Origin of the sequence: Nocardioides candidus (assembly GCF_041321175.1) — a bacterium.
Lineage (GTDB): Bacteria > Actinomycetota > Actinomycetes > Propionibacteriales > Nocardioidaceae > Nocardioides.
Genome location: NZ_JBGGWC010000001.1, coordinates 878,401 through 896,509, shown reverse-complemented (window position 1 = coordinate 896,509; position 18,109 = coordinate 878,401). Strand labels below are relative to the sequence as shown.

11 protein-coding genes are annotated in these 18,109 nt (G+C 70.7%); all 11 read right to left on the bottom strand.

What is annotated here, in order from left to right:
• Positions 1 to 74 precede the first annotated feature (74 nt).
• The 11 genes from ACAX67_RS04410 to rpoB all read right to left on the bottom strand — a co-directional run bounded on the left by ACAX67_RS04410 (position 75) and on the right by rpoB (position 17,999).
• Positions 75 to 1,340 carry a hydroxyacid-oxoacid transhydrogenase gene (locus ACAX67_RS04410; RefSeq protein WP_370702595.1) on the bottom strand — a complete coding sequence of 422 codons (1,266 nt, stop codon included), beginning with the start codon at positions 1,338 to 1,340 and terminating at the stop codon, positions 75 to 77.
• A gap of 22 nt (positions 1,341 to 1,362) precedes the next feature.
• A complete protein-coding gene (locus ACAX67_RS04405; RefSeq protein WP_370702594.1) occupies positions 1,363 to 2,241 on the bottom strand; it encodes an NUDIX hydrolase in 879 nt (292 codons plus the stop codon).
• A gap of 57 nt (positions 2,242 to 2,298) precedes the next feature.
• Positions 2,299 to 3,555, bottom strand: coding sequence for a geranylgeranyl reductase family protein (locus ACAX67_RS04400; protein ID WP_370702593.1), 1,257 nt, complete (start codon positions 3,553 to 3,555; stop codon positions 2,299 to 2,301).
• A 24-nt stretch (positions 3,556 to 3,579) separates the two neighbouring features.
• Positions 3,580 to 4,362 carry an SDR family oxidoreductase gene (locus tag ACAX67_RS04395; RefSeq protein WP_370702592.1) on the bottom strand — a complete coding sequence of 261 codons (783 nt, stop codon included), beginning with the start codon at positions 4,360 to 4,362 and terminating at the stop codon, positions 3,580 to 3,582.
• Positions 4,359 to 4,916 carry a carboxymuconolactone decarboxylase family protein gene (locus ACAX67_RS04390; protein ID WP_370702591.1) on the bottom strand — a complete coding sequence of 186 codons (558 nt, stop codon included), beginning with the start codon at positions 4,914 to 4,916 and terminating at the stop codon, positions 4,359 to 4,361. Before ACAX67_RS04390 ends, ACAX67_RS04395 begins: the two co-directional genes overlap by 4 nt.
• 39 nt (positions 4,917 to 4,955) lie before the next feature.
• Positions 4,956 to 7,733, bottom strand: a complete 2,778-nt coding sequence (locus ACAX67_RS04385) for a helix-turn-helix transcriptional regulator (protein WP_370702590.1) — start codon at positions 7,731 to 7,733, stop codon at positions 4,956 to 4,958.
• 37 nt (positions 7,734 to 7,770) lie between these two features.
• On the bottom strand, positions 7,771 to 9,108 hold the full coding sequence (locus tag ACAX67_RS04380) for a M20/M25/M40 family metallo-hydrolase (RefSeq protein ID WP_370702589.1): 1,338 nt from the start codon (positions 9,106 to 9,108) through the stop codon (positions 7,771 to 7,773).
• Between the two features lie 63 nt (positions 9,109 to 9,171).
• On the bottom strand, positions 9,172 to 9,456 hold the full coding sequence (locus ACAX67_RS04375; RefSeq protein WP_370702588.1) for a hypothetical protein: 285 nt from the start codon (positions 9,454 to 9,456) through the stop codon (positions 9,172 to 9,174).
• A gap of 59 nt (positions 9,457 to 9,515) precedes the next feature.
• Positions 9,516 to 10,022 (bottom strand): DUF4232 domain-containing protein, encoded by a 507-nt coding sequence (locus ACAX67_RS04370; RefSeq protein WP_370702587.1) that lies wholly within the window; start codon positions 10,020 to 10,022, stop codon positions 9,516 to 9,518.
• 551 nt (positions 10,023 to 10,573) lie between these two features.
• Complete coding sequence (locus ACAX67_RS04365; protein WP_370702586.1) at positions 10,574 to 14,428, bottom strand: DNA-directed RNA polymerase subunit beta'; 3,855 nt, start codon at positions 14,426 to 14,428, stop codon at positions 10,574 to 10,576.
• An 88-nt stretch (positions 14,429 to 14,516) separates the two neighbouring features.
• Positions 14,517 to 17,999, bottom strand: coding sequence for a DNA-directed RNA polymerase subunit beta (gene rpoB / locus ACAX67_RS04360; RefSeq protein ID WP_370702585.1), 3,483 nt, complete (start codon positions 17,997 to 17,999; stop codon positions 14,517 to 14,519).
• Between the last annotated feature and the right edge of the window lie 110 nt (positions 18,000 to 18,109).

Sequence of the window (18,109 nt, the reverse complement as noted above, 5' to 3'; positions counted from 1 at the left end):
GTCACCTAGTAGACGCCCGAGCCGGGCCGAGGTTGCCTCCGGAGCGCTGGCGGATCCTGATCGGGCCGGACCGGCTACCAGTGCTCCAGCGAACCCCGGATGATGCCGGCCAGGTCGTCCTCGGTCACCGGCTTCGGCGCGGTCGCCAGCAGCCGCTGCTGCTTCACGGCGCCCTCGACGAGGTCGTCGACGTCGGCCTCGCCGTAGCCGACCTCCCCGAGACCGTTGGGGATGCCGACGTCCCGCATCAGAGCCGCGAGGACGCGCGGCAGCACGTCGGCCCCGTCGCCCTCGGCGGCCGGGTCGAGCAGCCGCGCCGCGCGCAGGTGGCGTTCGGGAGCGGCGTCGAAGAGGAAGCGGAAGGCTTCGGGCGCCGTCAGTGCCACCGCCATCCCGTGCGGAACGATCGCCTCGTCGTCCGGGTAGCCCGCCGGCCGGAAGTCCCGCACCCGTCCGGCGATCGGGTAGGCGTTGGCGTGCGGGATGTGCACGCCGGCGTTGCCGAAGCCGAGCCCGGCGAAGGTCGCCGCCATCGCCATCTGCTCCGCCACGTCGGGGGGCATGCCGCCCTCACGGACCGCGGAGCGGAACGCTCCGGCGAGCAGCCCGAGCGCTCGTTCGGACCACAGGTCGGCGATCGGGTTCGAGCCGCAGTAGGGCACCCGCTGCTCGGGCGTCTTGGCGTCGAAGTCGCCGTACCACCGCGCGGTGTAGCTCTCCAGGGCGTGGCAGAGGATGTCCATGCCGGCCGCTGCCGTGACACCGGCGGGCTGGGTCGCGGTGAGGTCGGGGTCGACCACCGCGAGCCGCGGACGCAGTGCCGGGTGGCTGATGCCGGTCTTCACCTTCAGCGACAGCACGTCCATCACGCAGATCGTGGTGCTCTCGCTGCCCGTGCCGGTCGTCGTCGGCACGGCGACGAGCGGCAGCAGCGGGTGCTGCGGCGCCCGGGCCCTGCCGACGGGCGCGTTGATGTAGTCCATCAGCTCACCCGGGTTGGTCACCAGGAGGGCGACCGCCTTCGCGGTGTCGATGGACGAGCCGCCGCCCACGGCGACGACCGCGTCGAAGGGTCCCTCCGCCCGGGCGAATTCCACGGCGTGCGTCAGCGACTCGTCGGTGGGCTCCACGTGCGTCCGGTCGTACGTCGTCACGTCGAGCCCGCGCTGCACGAGGCCCTCCGCGACGGCGGCCGGGTGCCCGGCCGCGGCGACGCCGGGATCGGTCACCAGGAGCACCCGTCGTGCGCCCCAGGTCGTCAGGTCGTAGCCGAGCTCGCGCGAGGCGCCCCGGCCGAACTTCAGGGCCGGCGCGGCATAGGTGAAGACGGTCTCAGTCACGTCGCCCAACCTAGCGCCGGGGTCAGGGGTGGACGACCGCGATCGCAGCCTGGACCAGGCTGCTGGTCTCCCGCCCGCTGCCCTCCTCGAGCTCGGCGAGCGGCACCCACGCCACGGCGTCGGTCGTGCCGTCGACCTCGACCACCCGGGGCTCGACACCGACGGGCACCGTCGCCCGGTAGACGATGCGGATGGCGTGGAAGTCCTCGCGCCGGCCGTTGGGTGCGACGCCGGTGAAGTGGTGGTCGTCGACGGTCAGCAGGTCTCCCAGCGTGCCGTCGAGCCCGCACTCCTCGTGGAGCTCCCGCAGGACGGTCGCCGCCGGCGCCTCGCCGTGGTCGACCCCGCCGCCGGGGAGCGTCCACACGCCGGGGTGCGGGCCGAGCGCGGAGTTGCGGGTCAGCAGCAGCGCCCCGTCGCGCTCGACGTAGGCGTAGGCCGCGACCCGCTGGCGCCGGTGCGGCAGCAGCACGGCGAGCGCCTCGCCGACCAGCCCGACCGTGGGCACCTTCCCGTCGACGACCGCGCCGAGCGGCTTCCAGGCAGCCTCGACCGTCGAGCCGTCGACCTCCACGACGTGCGGCTCCGGGGAGTCCGGCGGCACCCAGCCGTCGTACACGATGCGCACGGAGTGCGCGTCGACCCGGCGACCACGGCGCCAGGTGTCCTCGAGGTGCATGGAGAAGACGTGGGCGGTCTCGCCGACCTCGGCGTGCAGCCCGGTCTCCTCGTGGATCTCGCGCACCACGGCCGCACGCGGGTCCTCGCCGTGGTCGACGCCGCCGCCGGGCAGGGTCCACAGCTCGTGCTTGGTGACCCGCTCGGAGAGACGGCTCAGCAGGATCTGGTCGTCGCGGACGATGACGGCGTACGCCGCCAGCCGCTGCACCCGCTGCCCCATGTCTCCTCCTCGTCCACCCACCCTACGGGCCTCCGAGGCCGGGCCGTCGCCGGAGCATCAGGCGAAGGGCGGGCGCGCGTCGCGGGCCAGCGACCGGCGTCCGGCCCACCGCCACACCCGGGCCGCGCGGTCGCGGTCCTCGTCGGTGACCAGGTTGCCCATCCACCGCAGCGCGAGGGTCATCAGCAGGTCCGAGCGCATGCCCACCGGCCCGAGCGCGGGCAGCAGCCGCGGCACCGTGACCAGTCCGGCGAGCCGCCGCGCGATCGAGAACGACTCCCCGTAGTGCCCCCGCAGCACCGCCGGCCAGATCACGCCGAGGTCGCTGCGCGGCTGCTCGGTCATCAGCTCGGCCACCAGCCGGCCGGTCTCGAGGCCGTAGTCGATGCCCTCGCCGTTGAGCGGGTTGACGCAGGCGGCGGCGTCGCCGATGAGCGCCCAGTTGGGCCCGGCCACGTGGGAGACCGCGCCGCCCATCGGCAGCAGCGCCGAGGTCTCGGCCCGCAGGTCGCCCTCGAGCTGGAAGCTCTCGCGGAGCTGGTCGGCGTAGAGCCGCATCAGGGGCTTGATCGCGACGTCGGCAGGTCGCTTCGCGGTCGCGAGGGTGCCCGCGCCGAGGTTCACCTCGCCCGTGCCGAGCGGGAAGATCCAGCCGTACCCGGACAGCACCTTGCCCGCCTCGTCGCGCAGCTCCAGGTGCGAGCTGATCCACGGGTCGTCGGTCATCCCCGAGGCGACGTACGACCGGCCGGCGACGCCGTAGACGGTGTCGCGGTGCCACTCCCGGCCCAGCAGCTTGCCGAGCGGCGACCGTACGCCGTCGGCGACCACCAGGCGCTGGCAGCGGATCTCCAACCGCTCGCCGTCACGTCCACCGCGAGCGAAGACGACGGCGGCCACCCGGCCACCCTCGACACGTACGTCGACCGCCCGCGCGCCGTCGATGCAGGTCGCACCGGCCTTGATGGCGGTGGTGCGGAGGTGGTCGTCGAGCTCGGTGCGCGCGATCGCGCTCCCCCACTCGGGCAGGTGCCCTCCCGGCCACTTCAGCTCCAGCGTCTGCCCGAAGCCGTGGGCTCGCAGGCCCTGGTTGACCGTGTGGGCGCGCACCCAGTCGGTGAGGCCGAGCCGCTCGAGCTCGTGGATCGCCCGGGGGGTCAGGCCGTCTCCGCACGTCTTGTCGCGGGGGAAGACCGCCGCGTCGGTGAGCACGACGTCGGCGCCGAGGCGTGCTGCCCAGGCCGCCGCGGCCGAACCCGCGGGGCCGGCGCCGACGACCAGGACGTCGGTCTGCATCGGGACGGACTGGCTCACGGCCCCATTGTCTCAGGCTCGCGCTCAGGCGCGCCCGGCGCCCAGGCTCCCACCGTCGACCACGATGGTCGCACCCGTGGTGTAGCCACCGGCGCGGGAGGCGAGCCACACGGCGGTGCCGCCGATCTCCTCGGGGCGACCGATCCGGCGCACCGGGATCGTCTCCATGGCGAGCGCCGCGACCTCCGGGGTGTCGATGATGAAGGACGACATCTTGCTGGCGAAGAGGCCCGGCGCGATGGTGTTGACCAGGATGTGCTCGGGCGCCAGCCGCCGGGCGTAGTGCCGGGTCAGCTGGGCCAGCGCCGCCTTGCTCGCGGAGTAGGCGTAGTTGTCCATCATCGGCGCCGTCAGGCCGTCGATCGAGCCGATGTTGATGACCCGGGCCGCGCGCTCGGCGGACGCGGCGGCGCGCAGGAGCGGCAGCAGGCCGGCGGTGACGTAGTGGAGGGCCTTCACGTTCAGGTCCATCACCTTGTCCCACCCGTCCTCCGGGAAGGACTCGATCGCGGCCCCCCAGGTCGCGCCGGCGTTGTTGACGAGCACGTCGAGCGCGTCGACGCGCGCGGTCACCTCGCCGACGAAGTCCTCCACGCCCGCCACGGTCGACAGGTCGGCGCGGACGCCGTCGACCTCGCCGTGCGCACCGAGCTCTGCCACGGTCGCGGCGAGCTCGCCCTCGCGCCGCGCGCACACGAGGACCCGAGCGCCGGCGTCCAGGAACGCCGTCGCGATCGCCAGCCCGATGCCGCGCGAGCCGCCGGTGACGACGGCGGTCCGCCCCTCCAGCGAGAACAGGTCGCTCATGCGGGCCACTCCCTCATCCAGTCCTCGACGGGCAGCGCCATCGCGTTGCAGAGCGTGCAGATCGTGCGGTACCACCCGCACACCAGCAGCAGCTCCATGCGCCGCTCGTCGTCGAGGAGCCCGCCGAGCTCCGCCCACGTGACCTCCGCGAACGAGCCGGTCTCCTCGAGCTCGTCGACCGCCCGCAGCAGCGCCGCCTCCTCGGTGGTCCAGCGCGGGTCCTCCGGACCGCTCAGCACGAGCGCGTCGCACTCGCCCCCGCTCAGTCCGGTCAGCGGTCCCCAGAACGCCGCCTGGCCGCCCCACTCGTAGGCACAACCGACCTGCGCACAGGTGCGGAGGATCGCCATCGTGCGCAGCCGCGCCGGGAGCCGCCCGTCGACGTACAGGCTCTCGCCGAGGGCACGGGTGCGGTCAGCGAGGGCAGGGATCCGCTGCAGGCAGCGGGTGAGCAGCAACGGGTCGTACGTCGCCTCCGGGTGCCCCCAGCGCCTGATCCCCGCCTCGTCCTCGGCACTCCACGGCTCGGCCAGGGGTGCCACGCGTCCTGTCACGCCGCGAGCGTACTTATCGGCAGTTGTGCATGCAAGTGGTCAGGGTGCGCGCTCGGCAAGCAGGCCGGTCAGGGCGTCGCGAGACGGCACGCCGAGCTTGCGGTAGGTGGCGGACAGCTGCGACTCGACGGTCTTGCGCGTCACGAAGAGCGCTTGGGCGATCTGGGTGTTGGTCATCCCGTCGGCCGCCATCCGCGCCACGCGGAGCTCGCTCGGCGTGAGCGCCTCGACTCCGGTGAGGCGGCGACGCCGGACGCTGCCCCCACACGCGCGGATCTCCTCCTCCGCGATGCTGACCAGCCGCAGGGCACCGCACCGGTCCGCGACGTCGAGCGCCCGTCCGAAGACCTCTCGGGCGGCGGTCCGCTGCCGGTCGGACCGCAGCAGCCCGCCGAGGGTGACCAGCGCTCGTGCCAGCTCGAGCCGCTCCCCTGCCGCCTCCAACAGGCGCACGGCGTCCTCGGTGCGGGCGATCCCGTCGCGACCGCCCAGCACCAGGCCCTCGCTGTGGAACAGCAGTGCGCGAGCTCGCGGGAGGGCCCACCTTTCCGTGGCTCGCCGCTGCTCCTCGAGGAGCGCCCGGGCGCCGGTCCTGTCGCCGAGTCGGGCCATCGCGACCGCGGCCGGCAGCCGCCAGAGGATGCCAGGGTTCCTGGCGCCTCCCACACGGGAGGCGACCCCCTCGCCCAGGTCGACGACGTCGCCCCAGCGCCGCTGCTCCGCCCGGAGCAGCATCATCGTGAAGGCGACGGTGTCGTAGACCGTCGTGCCAGCGTGCTTCTCGTCCTCGACCTCCGTCAGAAGGCGCTCTGCGTCGACGAGCTCGTCGCGATCGATCAGCACGCGGCCCAGGTAGGCCGCCGTCGCCAGCCGTGGGAGCCACATGCCGGAGGCCTCGGCCACCCGTCGCGCCGCCCGCCCGTGTGCCTCCGCCTGCTCCAACCGACCGGCGAGCCATCCGCCGTAGCAACCGACGACCGACCAGACAGCGAAGGTCGTCTCCGAGCTGTGCGCCGTCGCGCGCCGCAGCCCCGCCTCGATCGCAAGGTCCGCGTGGCGGTGCCGACCCGTGATGAGCAGCCCCAACGCGGTCTGCCAGGCCGCGGACGTCTCCCCTGACTCCTCGACGAGCCGGCCGTCGCCCAACGCCTTGACAGCGAGGTCGGCGCAGCGGTCTGCGCTGGTGTCGCCCTCGACGATCAGGTGGTAGGAGAGCGCACCGAGCAGGCGCCTCTCCGCGGGCGTGGCCCCCGTCAGCCCCGCCGCCAGCTCCTCCACGCGACGGCCGGCCTCGGGCATCGCGGCGTACTGCAGGAGCCCGGCCGAGACCGCATTGGCGCGTACGTCGAGGGCGAGCTCGCGGTCGCCGGGGCCGAGCCGGTCGGCCACCCGCTCGATCGCCTCGACATCCGGCAGGTCGCCCTGCATCGTGCGGAGCACGGCCAGGGTGCTCGCCGCCTGCGCCTGCTGCCGCGGGTCGTCGCTGGAGTCGACGACGTGCTGCAGACGGGGCGCCGCGGCGGCGTCGAGGAGCCGGAACTCCGCGAGTCCGAGCGCGAGCTCGGCTGCCGACCGCAGGTCCGGCGGGGGCGGCTCGGCCAAGGCGCGGGCGAGCAGGCTCCGCGCTTCGGTGGCGGCGCCGCCGGTGAGCGCGGCGCTCCCGGCGGAGAGCAGCTGGCGGGCCACCCAGGGCTCGTTCAGCGGGGGCGCGAGGAGCAGGTGCTTCGCGACCTGCTGCGGGTCGACCGACTCGTCGGCAAGCAGCTGGGCCGCCACGGCGTGCGCCCGGGCGGCGGTCTGGGCGCCGAGCCGCTGGTAGGTCGCGGACCGCACGAGCGGGTGGACGAACCCGAGGGGCGCACCCGCGCGGAGGATGCCGGTCTCGACCAGCTCGTCGACCGCGCTCGCCGCTGTAGCGACGTCGAGCTCTGCGAGTGCGGCGGCGTGACGAAGCTCCGCCCCGTCACCCAGCACCGCGCAGGTCTCGGCGACCCGCTGCGCGGCCGGCGTCAGGCGGCCGAGCCGCCTGCCGACGCTCCGAGCGACTGCGGCCGGGCGGGCACCCCGGACGTCCTCGACGGTGATCGCGGCGAGGTCGCGCAGGCTCCGCAACAGCTCGTGCACGAGGAACGGGTTGCCCTCGGTCAGCTCCGCGCACGCCACGCAGACCCGGTCGTCGACGTCCGCCCCGCGAGCGGAGCGTACGACGGCCGCCACCCCGTCCGCGGTGAGCGGCGCGAGGCCGAGCTCGACGGCCCGCGCACCGTCGGCGAGCGCACCCACGTCCGCAGCGCCCGCGACCCCGTCGCGCACCGCCAGCACCAGCACGACGGGCTGCTCGTCGAGCCGGCCGGCGAGATGGTGCAGCCAGCGTGCGGACGCGTCGTCCACCCAGTGCACGTCGTCGACGACCAGGGCCAACGGCCGTTGGGCCGCGAGGTTGGCCGTGAGCCAGGTCAGGGCGTGCGTCGCCTCGGCAGGGGACATCGCCGCGCTGCCCGAGCCCGGCGCCAGGACGTCGCCGGCCAGCTGCGCCGCATCCACGAGGACTCGTGCGCGCAGCTCCGGCTCGGCCGCGAGGAGCCGCTCGAACAGCTGCCGCGCCACCCCGAACGGAAGCTCCCGCTCCAGCTCGTCGGCCCGCGCGCGCAGCACCCGCAGCCCGTCGGCTCGGCCCGCGGCAAGGTCCAGCAAGGTCGACTTCCCGATGCCCGCGGGCCCCCGGACGAGGAGCAGGCTGCCGAGCCCGCGCCGCGCGTCGCCGTACGCCTCGACGACGGCGGCCAGCTCGGCCCGCCGCTCGAGCGCCTCGTCCACGGTCGGAGCCTATGCAGGTCGGGCCCGGTCGGCCCGCTCAACCGAGGAAGTCGCGGGCGACGTTCGACCAGAGCCGGGTGCTGAGGTCGAGCGACTCGACATCGATCCGCTCGTCGTTGCCATGGAACATCGCCGCGAAGTCCCGGAAGGAGATGCGGTCACTGAAGAGGCCGTAGCCGTAGGCCATCGAGCCGGCGTCGCGGAAGAAGCGTGCATCGGTGATCCCCACGAGCAGGAAGGGCACTGGCCGTGCGCCGGGCAGGAGCGCCGAGCTCACCGACGCCAGCGTGTCCCACAACGGCGTGGCGGCCGGGGACACCGAGGCCTCGTGCAGGAGCCCGAACCTGACCTCCACCGAAGCCATCAGCTCCTCGCCGACGGCGGCGGCGATGATCGCAACCACGTCGTCGGTCGTCACGCCAGGCAGCGTCCGGATGTCCAGCTGCACCTCGACGCGATCGGCGATCACGTTGCTCTTGACCCCGCCGCTCACCATCGTGGGCGCGATCGTCGTGGTGGTGGCTGCGTGGATCAGCCGGGCCAGGCCGAGATCGGCGTCGTCGCTCGCGCAGTACGCCGTCAGTGCGTCGGCGTCGAGGAAGAGCGTTGCCACCTCGTCCGGCAGGCGGCACGCCTCGATGAAGTCGCGCCACTCCCCCTCGATCCTGGGTCTGCTCTGGATGGCGGCCAGCCGCTGGACGACCTCTGCCGCCTTGACCAGCGCGTTGTCCGTGCGCAGTGGCATGGACCCGTGTCCCGGCGTCCCGGTGACCACCAGGGTCACCCAGCCGAACCCCTTCTCACCGACCATGACCGGCAGCAACGTCTCCGTGGCTCCCGGCACGGGCAACGCCATGCCACCGGTCTCGGTGATCACGTAGTCGGCGGCGACCGACTCGCGCTGGTGCTCGAGGAGCCACTCGGCACCGTACGTCCCGCCACCCTCCTCGTCCGCCACGGCCAGGTAGATCAACGACCCGCGTGGCCGGAAGCCGCTGTCCGCGAGGTCACGGACCGCCACGGCCATCGACGAGGTGTGGTTGAGCATGTCGATCGCTCCCCGGCCCCAGACCTCGCCGTCGATCAGCTCGCCGCCGAAGGGGTCGTGCCGCCAGCCGTCGGCGTTCGCCGGCACGACGTCGGTGTGGCCCATGAGGAGGAGGGAGGGCGCGTCAGGGTCGGTGCCCTCGATGCGCGCCACCAGGCTCGATCGTCCGGGCACCGGCTCGTAGCGCTCGACGTCGATCCCCGGCCCGTCGACCACGGCGGCGATCGCGTCGACGTTGCGGGACTCTCCACCCGAGTCGGGTGTGCCGTCGTTGACGCAAGCATTGCGGATGAGGGCCTGGAGGAGCTCCGGGGTCGCGGTGGTCATGTCGAAAGCATGACCACCCCGACGTGTCACCGCATCAGGGTCGGACCCTGAAGTCCCTGCGGATCACGGGTCCTCGGCGGTGAACTGCTCCTCGGCCTCGTCGAAGCCGGGCTCGTCGGTGAACATGCCCTTCGCGACGTTGAACTCGCGGCCGGCGTTGCTGACCTCGGTGTTCTCCGGCCGGTTGTCCGGGTCGAGCCGCTCGTCGCGCTCCTTCAGGATCTGCTCGACAGGTGTGCCGTCGAAGCCCTTGGCGTCCGCCGGGAACTTGCCCTCCGGGGCGTGCACCTCGTCTCCCTCGACCTTGACTCTCTCCTGCGACTCCTCGTCGCTGCGGTCGGTGGACATGGTCACTCTCCTCTTTCTTGGGGCAGTGGACGCCGAGGCAGTACCCCCTCCGCCGCAGATCACCGCTTCCTGAAGGCCCGGTGGGTGAGGAGGTGGATGTCGCTGTCGAGGCAGCCGGTGGTGCGGTGGGGCACGTAGAGCGACGCGGTCTCGTTCGGGACGTAGACGCGGAACCCGTCGACCGCGTGCGGTGAGCAGCGGTGTCGCGGGTAGTTCGCGGCGCGGGTCTCGTCGACCCGGCTGGCGGCGTGCTCGCCCGGCAGCAGGGTGAACGAGCTCGCCCCGCCGCGTCGGTCCGCGGCCGCACCGACCTGGGTGCCGTCACCGAAGCCGACGTACGACAGGCCCCCGAACCCGCCGCTGCGACAGGCGTGGTCCGACACGTTCGTCATCACGATCCGGCCGTAGCGATGCCCGGCCCCGTCATCGGTGTGCCGGTACCGCACCGCGACATCGTGACTGGTGCACTCAGCAGCCGTCCGTACGGCGTCGGCCGGCCCGACGGAGATCCCGACGAGCCCGCCGAGCAGGGTGATCCCAGCAAGGGTGGATGCGATCTTCTTCATGCTTGAGGGACGTCCGGCACCGGGCAGCGGTTGCTCCGCGGACCTGAGAAAACCCGAAGACCACAGCCCCCGCTGGTCGAGGAGGTCCCGCATCCCCCCGCTGGTCGAGGAGGTCGCGCAGCGACCGTCACGAGACCCCGCAACCGTCCTCACCCACCGCCCCCACCGCCGGTGCGCACCCCCCACTGGTCGAGGAGATCGCGCACCCCCGCTGGTCGGGAGGTCCCGCATCCCCCGCTGGTCGAGGAGGTCGCGCTAGCGACCGTCGCGAGACCCCGCAACTGTCCTCACCCACCGCCCCACCGCCGGTGCGCAGCCCCCGCTGGTCGAGGAGGTCCCGCATCCCCGCCGGTCGAGGAGGTCCCGCAGCCCCCGCTGGTCGAGGAGGTCGCGCAGCGACCGTCACGAGACCCCGTAACCGTCGTCACCTACCGTCCCCACCGCTGGTGGGTACGTCACCGGGTCTCGAGACGCCGAAGGGCCTCCCGAGCAAGCTCGGAAGGCCCTTCGTCTCCTCGACCTGGTTCGTTACACCAGAACTTCGCTATCGCTCAGTTCTGGTACGAACCAAAGTCGAAGTCGTCCAGGGCGACGGCCTGGCCACCCGCACCGAACTCGTAGTCGTAGGACTCGTAGCCGGTGACGGCGTAGGCCGCCTGGCGGGCCTCCTCGGTCGGCTCGACCCGGATCGCGCGGTAGCGCTCCAGACCGGTGCCGGCGGGGATCAGCTTGCCGATGATCACGTTCTCCTTCAGACCACGCAGTGAGTCCGATCGAGCGTTGATCGCGGCGTCGGTGAGCACCCGGGTGGTCTCCTGGAAGGAGGCCGCCGAGAGCCACGACTCCGTGGCCAGCGAGGCCTTCGTGATGCCCATGAGCTCGGGACGACCCGAGGCCGGCTTGCCGCCCTCGGAGACGACGCGACGGTTCTCCTCCTCGAACTTCACGCGGTCGACGAGGTCGGAGGGCAGCAGGTTGGTCTCACCCGACTCGAGCACCGTGATCCGGCGCAGCATCTGCCGCACGATGATCTCGATGTGCTTGTCGTGGATCGACACGCCCTGGCTCCGGTAGACCTCCTGGACCTCGTCGACGAGGTGCTGCTGGGTCCGGCGGACGCCGAGGATGCGCAGCACCTCCTTCGGGTCCGGGGTGCCCTGCGTGAGCATCTGGCCGACCTCGATGTGGTCGCCGTCGGCCACCAGCAGACGCGAGCGTCGCGAGACGACGTACTCGATGACGTCGCTGCCGTCGTCGGGGGTGACGAGGACCTTGCGGGCCTTGTCGGTCTCCTCGATCTGCGCACGGCCGGCGGCCTCGGAGATCGGCGAGACACCCTTGGGCGTGCGGGCCTCGAAGAGCTCGACCACACGGGGCAGACCCTGCGTGATGTCGTCGGCCGACGCCACACCACCGGTGTGGAAGGTACGCATCGTCAGCTGCGTGCCGGGCTCACCGATCGACTGGGCGGCGATGATGCCGACCGCCTCACCGATGTCGACGAGCTTGCCGGTGGCCAGCGAGCGGCCGTAGCACTTCGCGCAGGTGCCGGTGCGAGCGTCGCAGGTCAGCACGGACCGTACGACGACCGACTCGATGCCCGCCTCGATGAGCTCGGCGATCTTGACGTCGCCGAGGTCGTCGCCGGCGGAGGCGAGGACCTCGCCCGACGTCGGGTGGACCACGTCGACGGCCGAGGTGCGGGCGTAGGCCGCGGTCTCGGCGTTCTCGTCCTTGACGACCACGCCGTCCTCGCCGCGCACGCCGATGACCTTCGGGAGGCCACGCTCGGTGCCGCAGTCGTCCTCACGGATGATGACGTCCTGCGACACGTCGACGAGACGACGCGTCAGGTAGCCGGAGTCGGCGGTCCGCAGCGCGGTGTCGGCCAGACCCTTGCGGGCACCGTGGGTCGAGATGAAGTACTCGAGCACGGAGAGACCCTCGCGGAAGTTGGCCTTGATCGGCCGCGGGATGATCTCGCCCTTCGGGTTGGCCACCAGACCACGCATGGCACCGACCTGGCGGATCTGGTTGAAGTTACCGGAGGCGCCGGAGGTGACCTGCATGAAGATCGGGTTCTTCTTGTCGAAGGCCTTCTCCATCGCGTCACCGACCTGCTTGCCGGCCTCGGTCCAGATCTCGATGAGCTCCTGGCGGCGCTCGTCGTCGGTGATCAGACCACGCTCGAACTGGGTCTGGATCTTCGCGGCCTTGTCCTCGAAGCCCTTCAGCAGCTCGGCCTTGTTGGGCGGCGTGGTGACGTCGGCGATCGACACGGTCACACCGGAGCGGGTCGCCCAGTGGAAACCGGTGTCCTTGAGCGCGTCCAGCGACGCCGCGACCTCGACCTTGCCGTAACGCTCGGCGAGGTCGTTGACGATCGCGCCGAGCTGCTTCTTGCCCACCTCGTAGTTCACGAAGGGGTAGTCGGCCGGGAGGGTGTCGTTGAAGAGCGCCCGGCCCAGCGTGGTCTCGAGCGTGGTCGGCTCGCCCGGCTCGACGCCCTCGACGACGGCGTCGGTGAACCGGATCTTGACCTTGCTCTGGAGGGTGATCTCGCGACGGTCGAACGCCATGATCGCCTCGGCGGGCGAGGCGAACATGCGGCCCTCGCCGATGGCACCCTCACGGTCGGTCGTCAGGAAGTAGAGACCGATGATCATGTCCTGGGTCGGCATGGTGACCGGCCGGCCGTCGGACGGCTTGAGGATGTTGTTGGTCGAGAGCATCAGGATCCGCGCCTCGGCCTGCGCCTCGGCCGACAGCGGCAGGTGCACCGCCATCTGGTCGCCGTCGAAGTCCGCGTTGAAGGCGGTGCAGACGAGCGGGTGGATCTGGATGGCCTTGCCCTCGATCAGCTGGGGCTCGAAGGCCTGGATGCCGAGGCGGTGCAGCGTGGGCGCACGGTTGAGCAGCACGGGGTGCTCGGTGATGACCTCTTCGAGGACGTCCCACACGACCGGGCGCGCGCGCTCGACCATGCGCTTGGCCGACTTGATGTTCTGCGCGTGCGACAGGTCGACGAGGCGCTTCATCACGAACGGCTTGAAGAGCTCGAGCGCCATCTGCTTGGGCAGACCGCACTGGTGCAGCTTCAGCTGCGGACCGGAGACGATGACCGAACGGCCGGAGTAGTCCACGCGCTTGCCGAGCAGGTTCTGGCGGAAACGCCCCTGCTTGCCCTTGAGCATGTCGGACAGCGACTTCAGCGGCCGGTTGCCCGGGCCGGTGACCGGACGCCCGCGGCGACCGTTGTCGAACAGCGAGTCGACGGCCTCCTGGAGCATCCGCTTCTCGTTGTTGACGATGATCTCCGGCGCACCGAGGTCGAGCAGGCGCTTGAGCCGGTTGTTGCGGTTGATCACGCGGCGGTAGAGGTCGTTGAGGTCGGAGGTCGCGAAGCGGCCACCGTCGAGCTGCACCATCGGGCGCAGGTCCGGCGGGATGACCGGTACGGCGTCGAGCACCATGCCCTGCGGCTTGTTGCCCGTCTTCCGGAACGCGTCGACCACCTTGAGGCGCTTGAGGGCGCGGACCTTGCGCTGGCCCTTGCCCGTGGCGATGGTCTCGCGCAGGGACTCGACCTCGGCCTCGATGTCGAAGCTCTCGAGGCGCTTCTGGATCGCCGTGGCGCCCATGTGGCCCTCGAAGTACTTGCCGAACCAGTTCTTCATCTCGCGGTAGAGGACCTCGTCACCCATGAGGTCCTGCACCTTGAGGCTCTTGAACGTGTCCCAGACCTCGTCGAGGCGGGCGATCTCGGCCTCGGAGCGCTTGCGCGCCTGCGCCATCTCGCGCTCCGCGCCGTCCTTGACCTTGCGCTTCTGGTCGGCCTTGGCACCCTCGGCCTCCAGAGCCGCGAGGTCCTCCTCGAGCTTCTTCGCACGGTCGTTGATCGCGCCGTCGAGGCGGTCGGTGAGCATCTTGCGCTGCTGACCGACCTTGGCCTCGAGCGAGGACAGGTCGCGGTGGCGGGCGTCCTCGTCGACGGCGGTGATCATGTAGGCGGCGAAGTAGATGACCTTCTCGAGGTCCTTCGGCGCCAGGTCGAGCAGGTAGCCGAGGCGGCTCGGAACACCCTTGAAGTACCAGATGTGGGTCACGGGAGCGGCGAGCTCGATGTGGCCCATGCGCTCGCGGCGCACCTTGGAGCGGGTCACCTCGACGCCGCAGCGCTCGCAGATGATGCCCTTGAAGCGCACGCGCTTGTACTTGCCGCAGTAGCACTCCCAGTCCCGGGTGGGACCGAAGATCTTCTCGCAGAAGAGGCCGTCACGCTCGGGCTTGAGCGTGCGGTAGTTGATGGTCTCCGGCTTCTTGACCTCGCCGTGGCTCCACGTGCGGATGTCCTCCGCAGTGGCCAGGCCGATCTGAAGCTGGTCGAAGAAGTTCACGTCGAGCACGATGGCTGCTGTCCTTCGTTAGTTCTGAGAAAGGTGAGGCTGGGGACTGAGGGAGGCGGCGCGCCGCACGGGCGCGCCGCCGTCACACTCAGACTTCTTCGACGCTCGAGGGCTCGCGACGCGACAGGTCGATGCCGAGCTCCTCAGCGGCACGGAAGACGTCCTCCTCCGCGTCGCGCATCTCGATGGCCGTGCCGTCCTGGGACAGCACCTCCACGTTGAGGCAGAGCGACTGCATCTCCTTGACGAGCACCTTGAACGACTCGGGGATGCCCGAGTCGGGGATGTTCTCGCCCTTCACGATGGCCTCGTAGACCTTGACGCGACCGGGCACGTCGTCGGACTTGATGGTGAGCAGCTCCTGCAGGGCGTAGGCGGCGCCGTACGCCTCCATCGCCCAGACCTCCATCTCACCGAAGCGCTGGCCACCGAACTGGGCCTTACCGCCGAGCGGCTGCTGGGTGATCATCGAGTAGGGACCCGTGGAGCGCGCGTGGATCTTGTCGTCGACGAGGTGGTGGAGCTTCAGGATGTACATGTAGCCGACCGAGACCGGGTCGACGTAGGGCTCACCCGAGCGACCGTCGAACAGGTTCGCCTTGCCGTCGGAGCCGATGAGGCGCACCCCGTCGCGCGTCGGCAGCGTCGCACCGAGCAGGCCGATGATCTCGTCCTCACGAGCACCGTCGAAGACCGGCGTGGCGACCTTCGTGTTGGGCTCGGCCTTGTCGGCGCCGATCGAGGTGAGGCGCTTGGCCCACTCCTCGTCGGCCAGGTCGGCGTCGATGTGCCATCCCTGCTTGCCGAGCCAGCCCAGGTGCAGCTCGAGGATCTGACCGATGTTCATCCGTCGCGGGACACCGAGCGGGTTGAGGATCACGTCGACCGGGGTGCCGTCCTCCATGAACGGCATGTCCTCGATCGGCAGGATCTTCGCGATGACGCCCTTGTTGCCGTGGCGGCCGGCGAGCTTGTCGCCCACCGAGATCTTCCGCTTCTGGGCGACGTAGACCCGCACCAGCTGGTTGACGCCCGGCGGCAGCTCGTCGCCGTCCTCGCGGTCGAAGACGCGCACGCCGATGACCGTGCCGGACTCACCGTGCGGCACCTTCATCGAGGTGTCGCGGACCTCGCGCGCCTTCTCACCGAAGATCGCGCGGAGCAGCCGCTCCTCGGGGGTCAGCTCGGTCTCGCCCTTCGGGGTGACCTTGCCGACCAGGATGTCGCCGGTGGTGACCTCGGCGCCGATGCGGATGATGCCCCGCTCGTCGAGGTCGGCCAGCATCTCCTCGGAGACGTTCGGGATGTCCCGCGTGATCTCCTCCGGGCCCAGCTTGGTGTCGCGAGCGTCGACCTCGTGCTCCTCGATGTGGATCGAGGTGAGGACGTCCTCCTGCACCAGACGCTGGCTGAGGATGATCGCGTCCTCGTAGTTGTGGCCCTCCCACGGCATGAACGCCACGAGCAGGTTGGTGCCCAGCGCCATCTCGGCCTGGTCGGTGCACGGGCCGTCGGCGATCGGCGAGCCGACCTCGAGCCGGTCACCGGAGGCGACGAGCGGGCGCTGGTTGATGCACGTGCCCTGGTTGGAGCGACGGAACTTCGCCAGCTTGTAGGTCTGGTAGCTGCCGTCGTCGTTCATGACCTCGACGAGGTCGGCCGACACGTTCTGGACCACGCCGGCCTTCTCGGCCACCAGCACGTCACCGGCGTCGACCGCGGCGCGGTACTCGATGCCGGTGCCGACGATCGGGCTGTCGCTCCGGATGAGCGGGACGGCCTGACGCTGCATGTTGGCGCCCATGAGCGCACGGTTGGCGTCGTCGTGCTCGAGGAACGGGATGAGGGCCGTCGCGACCGACACCATCTGGCGCGGCGAGACGTCCATGTAGTCGACGTCGTCGCCCGGGATCTCGGAGACCTCGCCCTGGCGAAGGCGCACGAGCACCCGCTCCTCGGCGAACTTGCCCTTGGCATCGAGCACGGCGTTGGCCTGCGCGATGACGTAGCGGTCCTCGTCGTCGGCGGTGAGGTAGTCGATCTGGTCGGTGACGACACCCTTGACGACCTTGCGGTAGGGCGTCTCCACGAACCCGAACGGGTTGATCCGGCCGTACGACGCCAGCGACCCGATCAGACCGATGTTGGGACCTTCAGGGGTCTCGATGGGGCACATGCGGCCGTAGTGCGACGGGTGGACGTCACGGACCTCCATGCCGGCGCGGTCGCGCGAGAGACCGCCGGGGCCGAGCGCCGAGAGGCGACGCTTGTGCGTCAGGCCGGCGATCGGGTTGGTCTGGTCCATGAACTGCGAGAGCTGCGAGGTGCCGAAGAACTCCTTCAGCGCCGCGACGACCGGCCGGATGTTGATCAGCGACTGCGGCGTGATGGCCTCGACGTCCTGGGTCGTCATCCGCTCGCGGACCACGCGCTCCATGCGGGCCAGGCCCGTGCGGAGCTGGTTCTGGATCAGCTCGCCGACGGTCCGCATGCGGCGGTTGCCGAAGTGGTCGATGTCGTCGGGCGAGATCTCCTGGACGCCCTGCGGGGTCTCCAGCTCGGTCCGGCCGTCGTGCAGCGCGACGATGTAACGGATCGTCGACACCATGTCGGCGATCGTCATCGTCTGCTGGTCGAAGGCCTGGTCCTCGCCGAGCTTCTTGTTGATCTTGTAGCGACCGACCTTGGCGAGGTCGTAGCGCTTGGGGTTGAAGTAGTAGTTCTTCAGCAGCGTCAGCGCGGCCTCACGCGTCGGCGGCTCGCCCGGGCGCAGCTTGCGGTAGATGTCGAGCAGGGCGTCGTCCGGACCCTGCGTGTTGTCCTTCTCCTCGGTCAGCTGGATCGACTCGAACTGACGCAGGTCGGCCATGACGGCCTCGTAGTCGTAGGCCTCGCCGGTGTCCTCGGCGATCGCCTGGAGCGCCTTGAGCAGCACGGTGACGTTCTGCTTGCGCTTGCGGTCGAGACGGACGCCGACCAGGTCGCGCTTATCGATCTCGAACTCCAGCCAGGCACCGCGGCTGGGGATCATCTTCGCGGTGAAGATGTCCTTGTCGGAGGTCTTGTCGGCGCTGCGCTCGAAGTAGACGCCGGGCGACCGGACGAGCTGGGAGACCACGACACGCTCGGTGCCGTTGATGACGAAGGTGCCCTTGGGCGTCATGAGCGGGAAGTCGCCCATGAAGACCGTCTGGCCCTTGATCTCACCGGTCTCGTTGTTGGTGAACTCCGCCGAGACGTAGAGCGGCGCGGAGTAGGTGAGGTCCTTCTCCTTGCACTCGTCGACGGTGTACTTGGGGTCGTAGAAGACCGGGTTCTCGAACGAGAGCGACATCGTCTCGGAGAAGTCCTCGATCGGCGAGATCTCCTCGAAGATCTCGGTCAGGCCGGACTTGTCGGAGACGTCCTCGCCGGCGGCGCGGCGTGCGGCCACCCGGCCCTGGTGGGCCTCGTTGCCGACGAGCCAGTCGAAGCTGTCGGTCTGGAGCGAGAGGAGCTGCGGGAGCTCGAGTGGTTCACTGATCTTTGCGAAAGAAATGCGGGACTTACCGGGAGTGGTGCGCGCGGCCAAGAGGGTTGTCCTTCGACGGGTTCGCTCTCTGAGGGGCACCGACCCACCACGAATCGGCCACCGGGCAGGCCGAAGCGCATCTGAGGGCAGGCGCAAAGCGCCACGATACA

Excerpts from the sequence above, each read along its gene's own strand:
- ACAX67_RS04380 (WP_370702589.1), bottom strand. The coding sequence starts at position 9,108 with ATGACCACCGCGACCCCGGAGCTCCTCCAGGCCCTCATCCGCAATGCT.
- ACAX67_RS04405 (WP_370702594.1), bottom strand. The coding sequence starts at position 2,241 with ATGGGGCAGCGGGTGCAGCGGCTGGCGGCGTACGCCGTCATCGTCCGC.
- ACAX67_RS04370 (WP_370702587.1), bottom strand. The coding sequence starts at position 10,022 with ATGAAGAAGATCGCATCCACCCTTGCTGGGATCACCCTGCTCGGCGGG.
- ACAX67_RS04395 (WP_370702592.1), bottom strand. The coding sequence starts at position 4,362 with ATGAGCGACCTGTTCTCGCTGGAGGGGCGGACCGCCGTCGTCACCGGC.
- ACAX67_RS04375 (WP_370702588.1), bottom strand. The coding sequence starts at position 9,456 with ATGTCCACCGACCGCAGCGACGAGGAGTCGCAGGAGAGAGTCAAGGTC.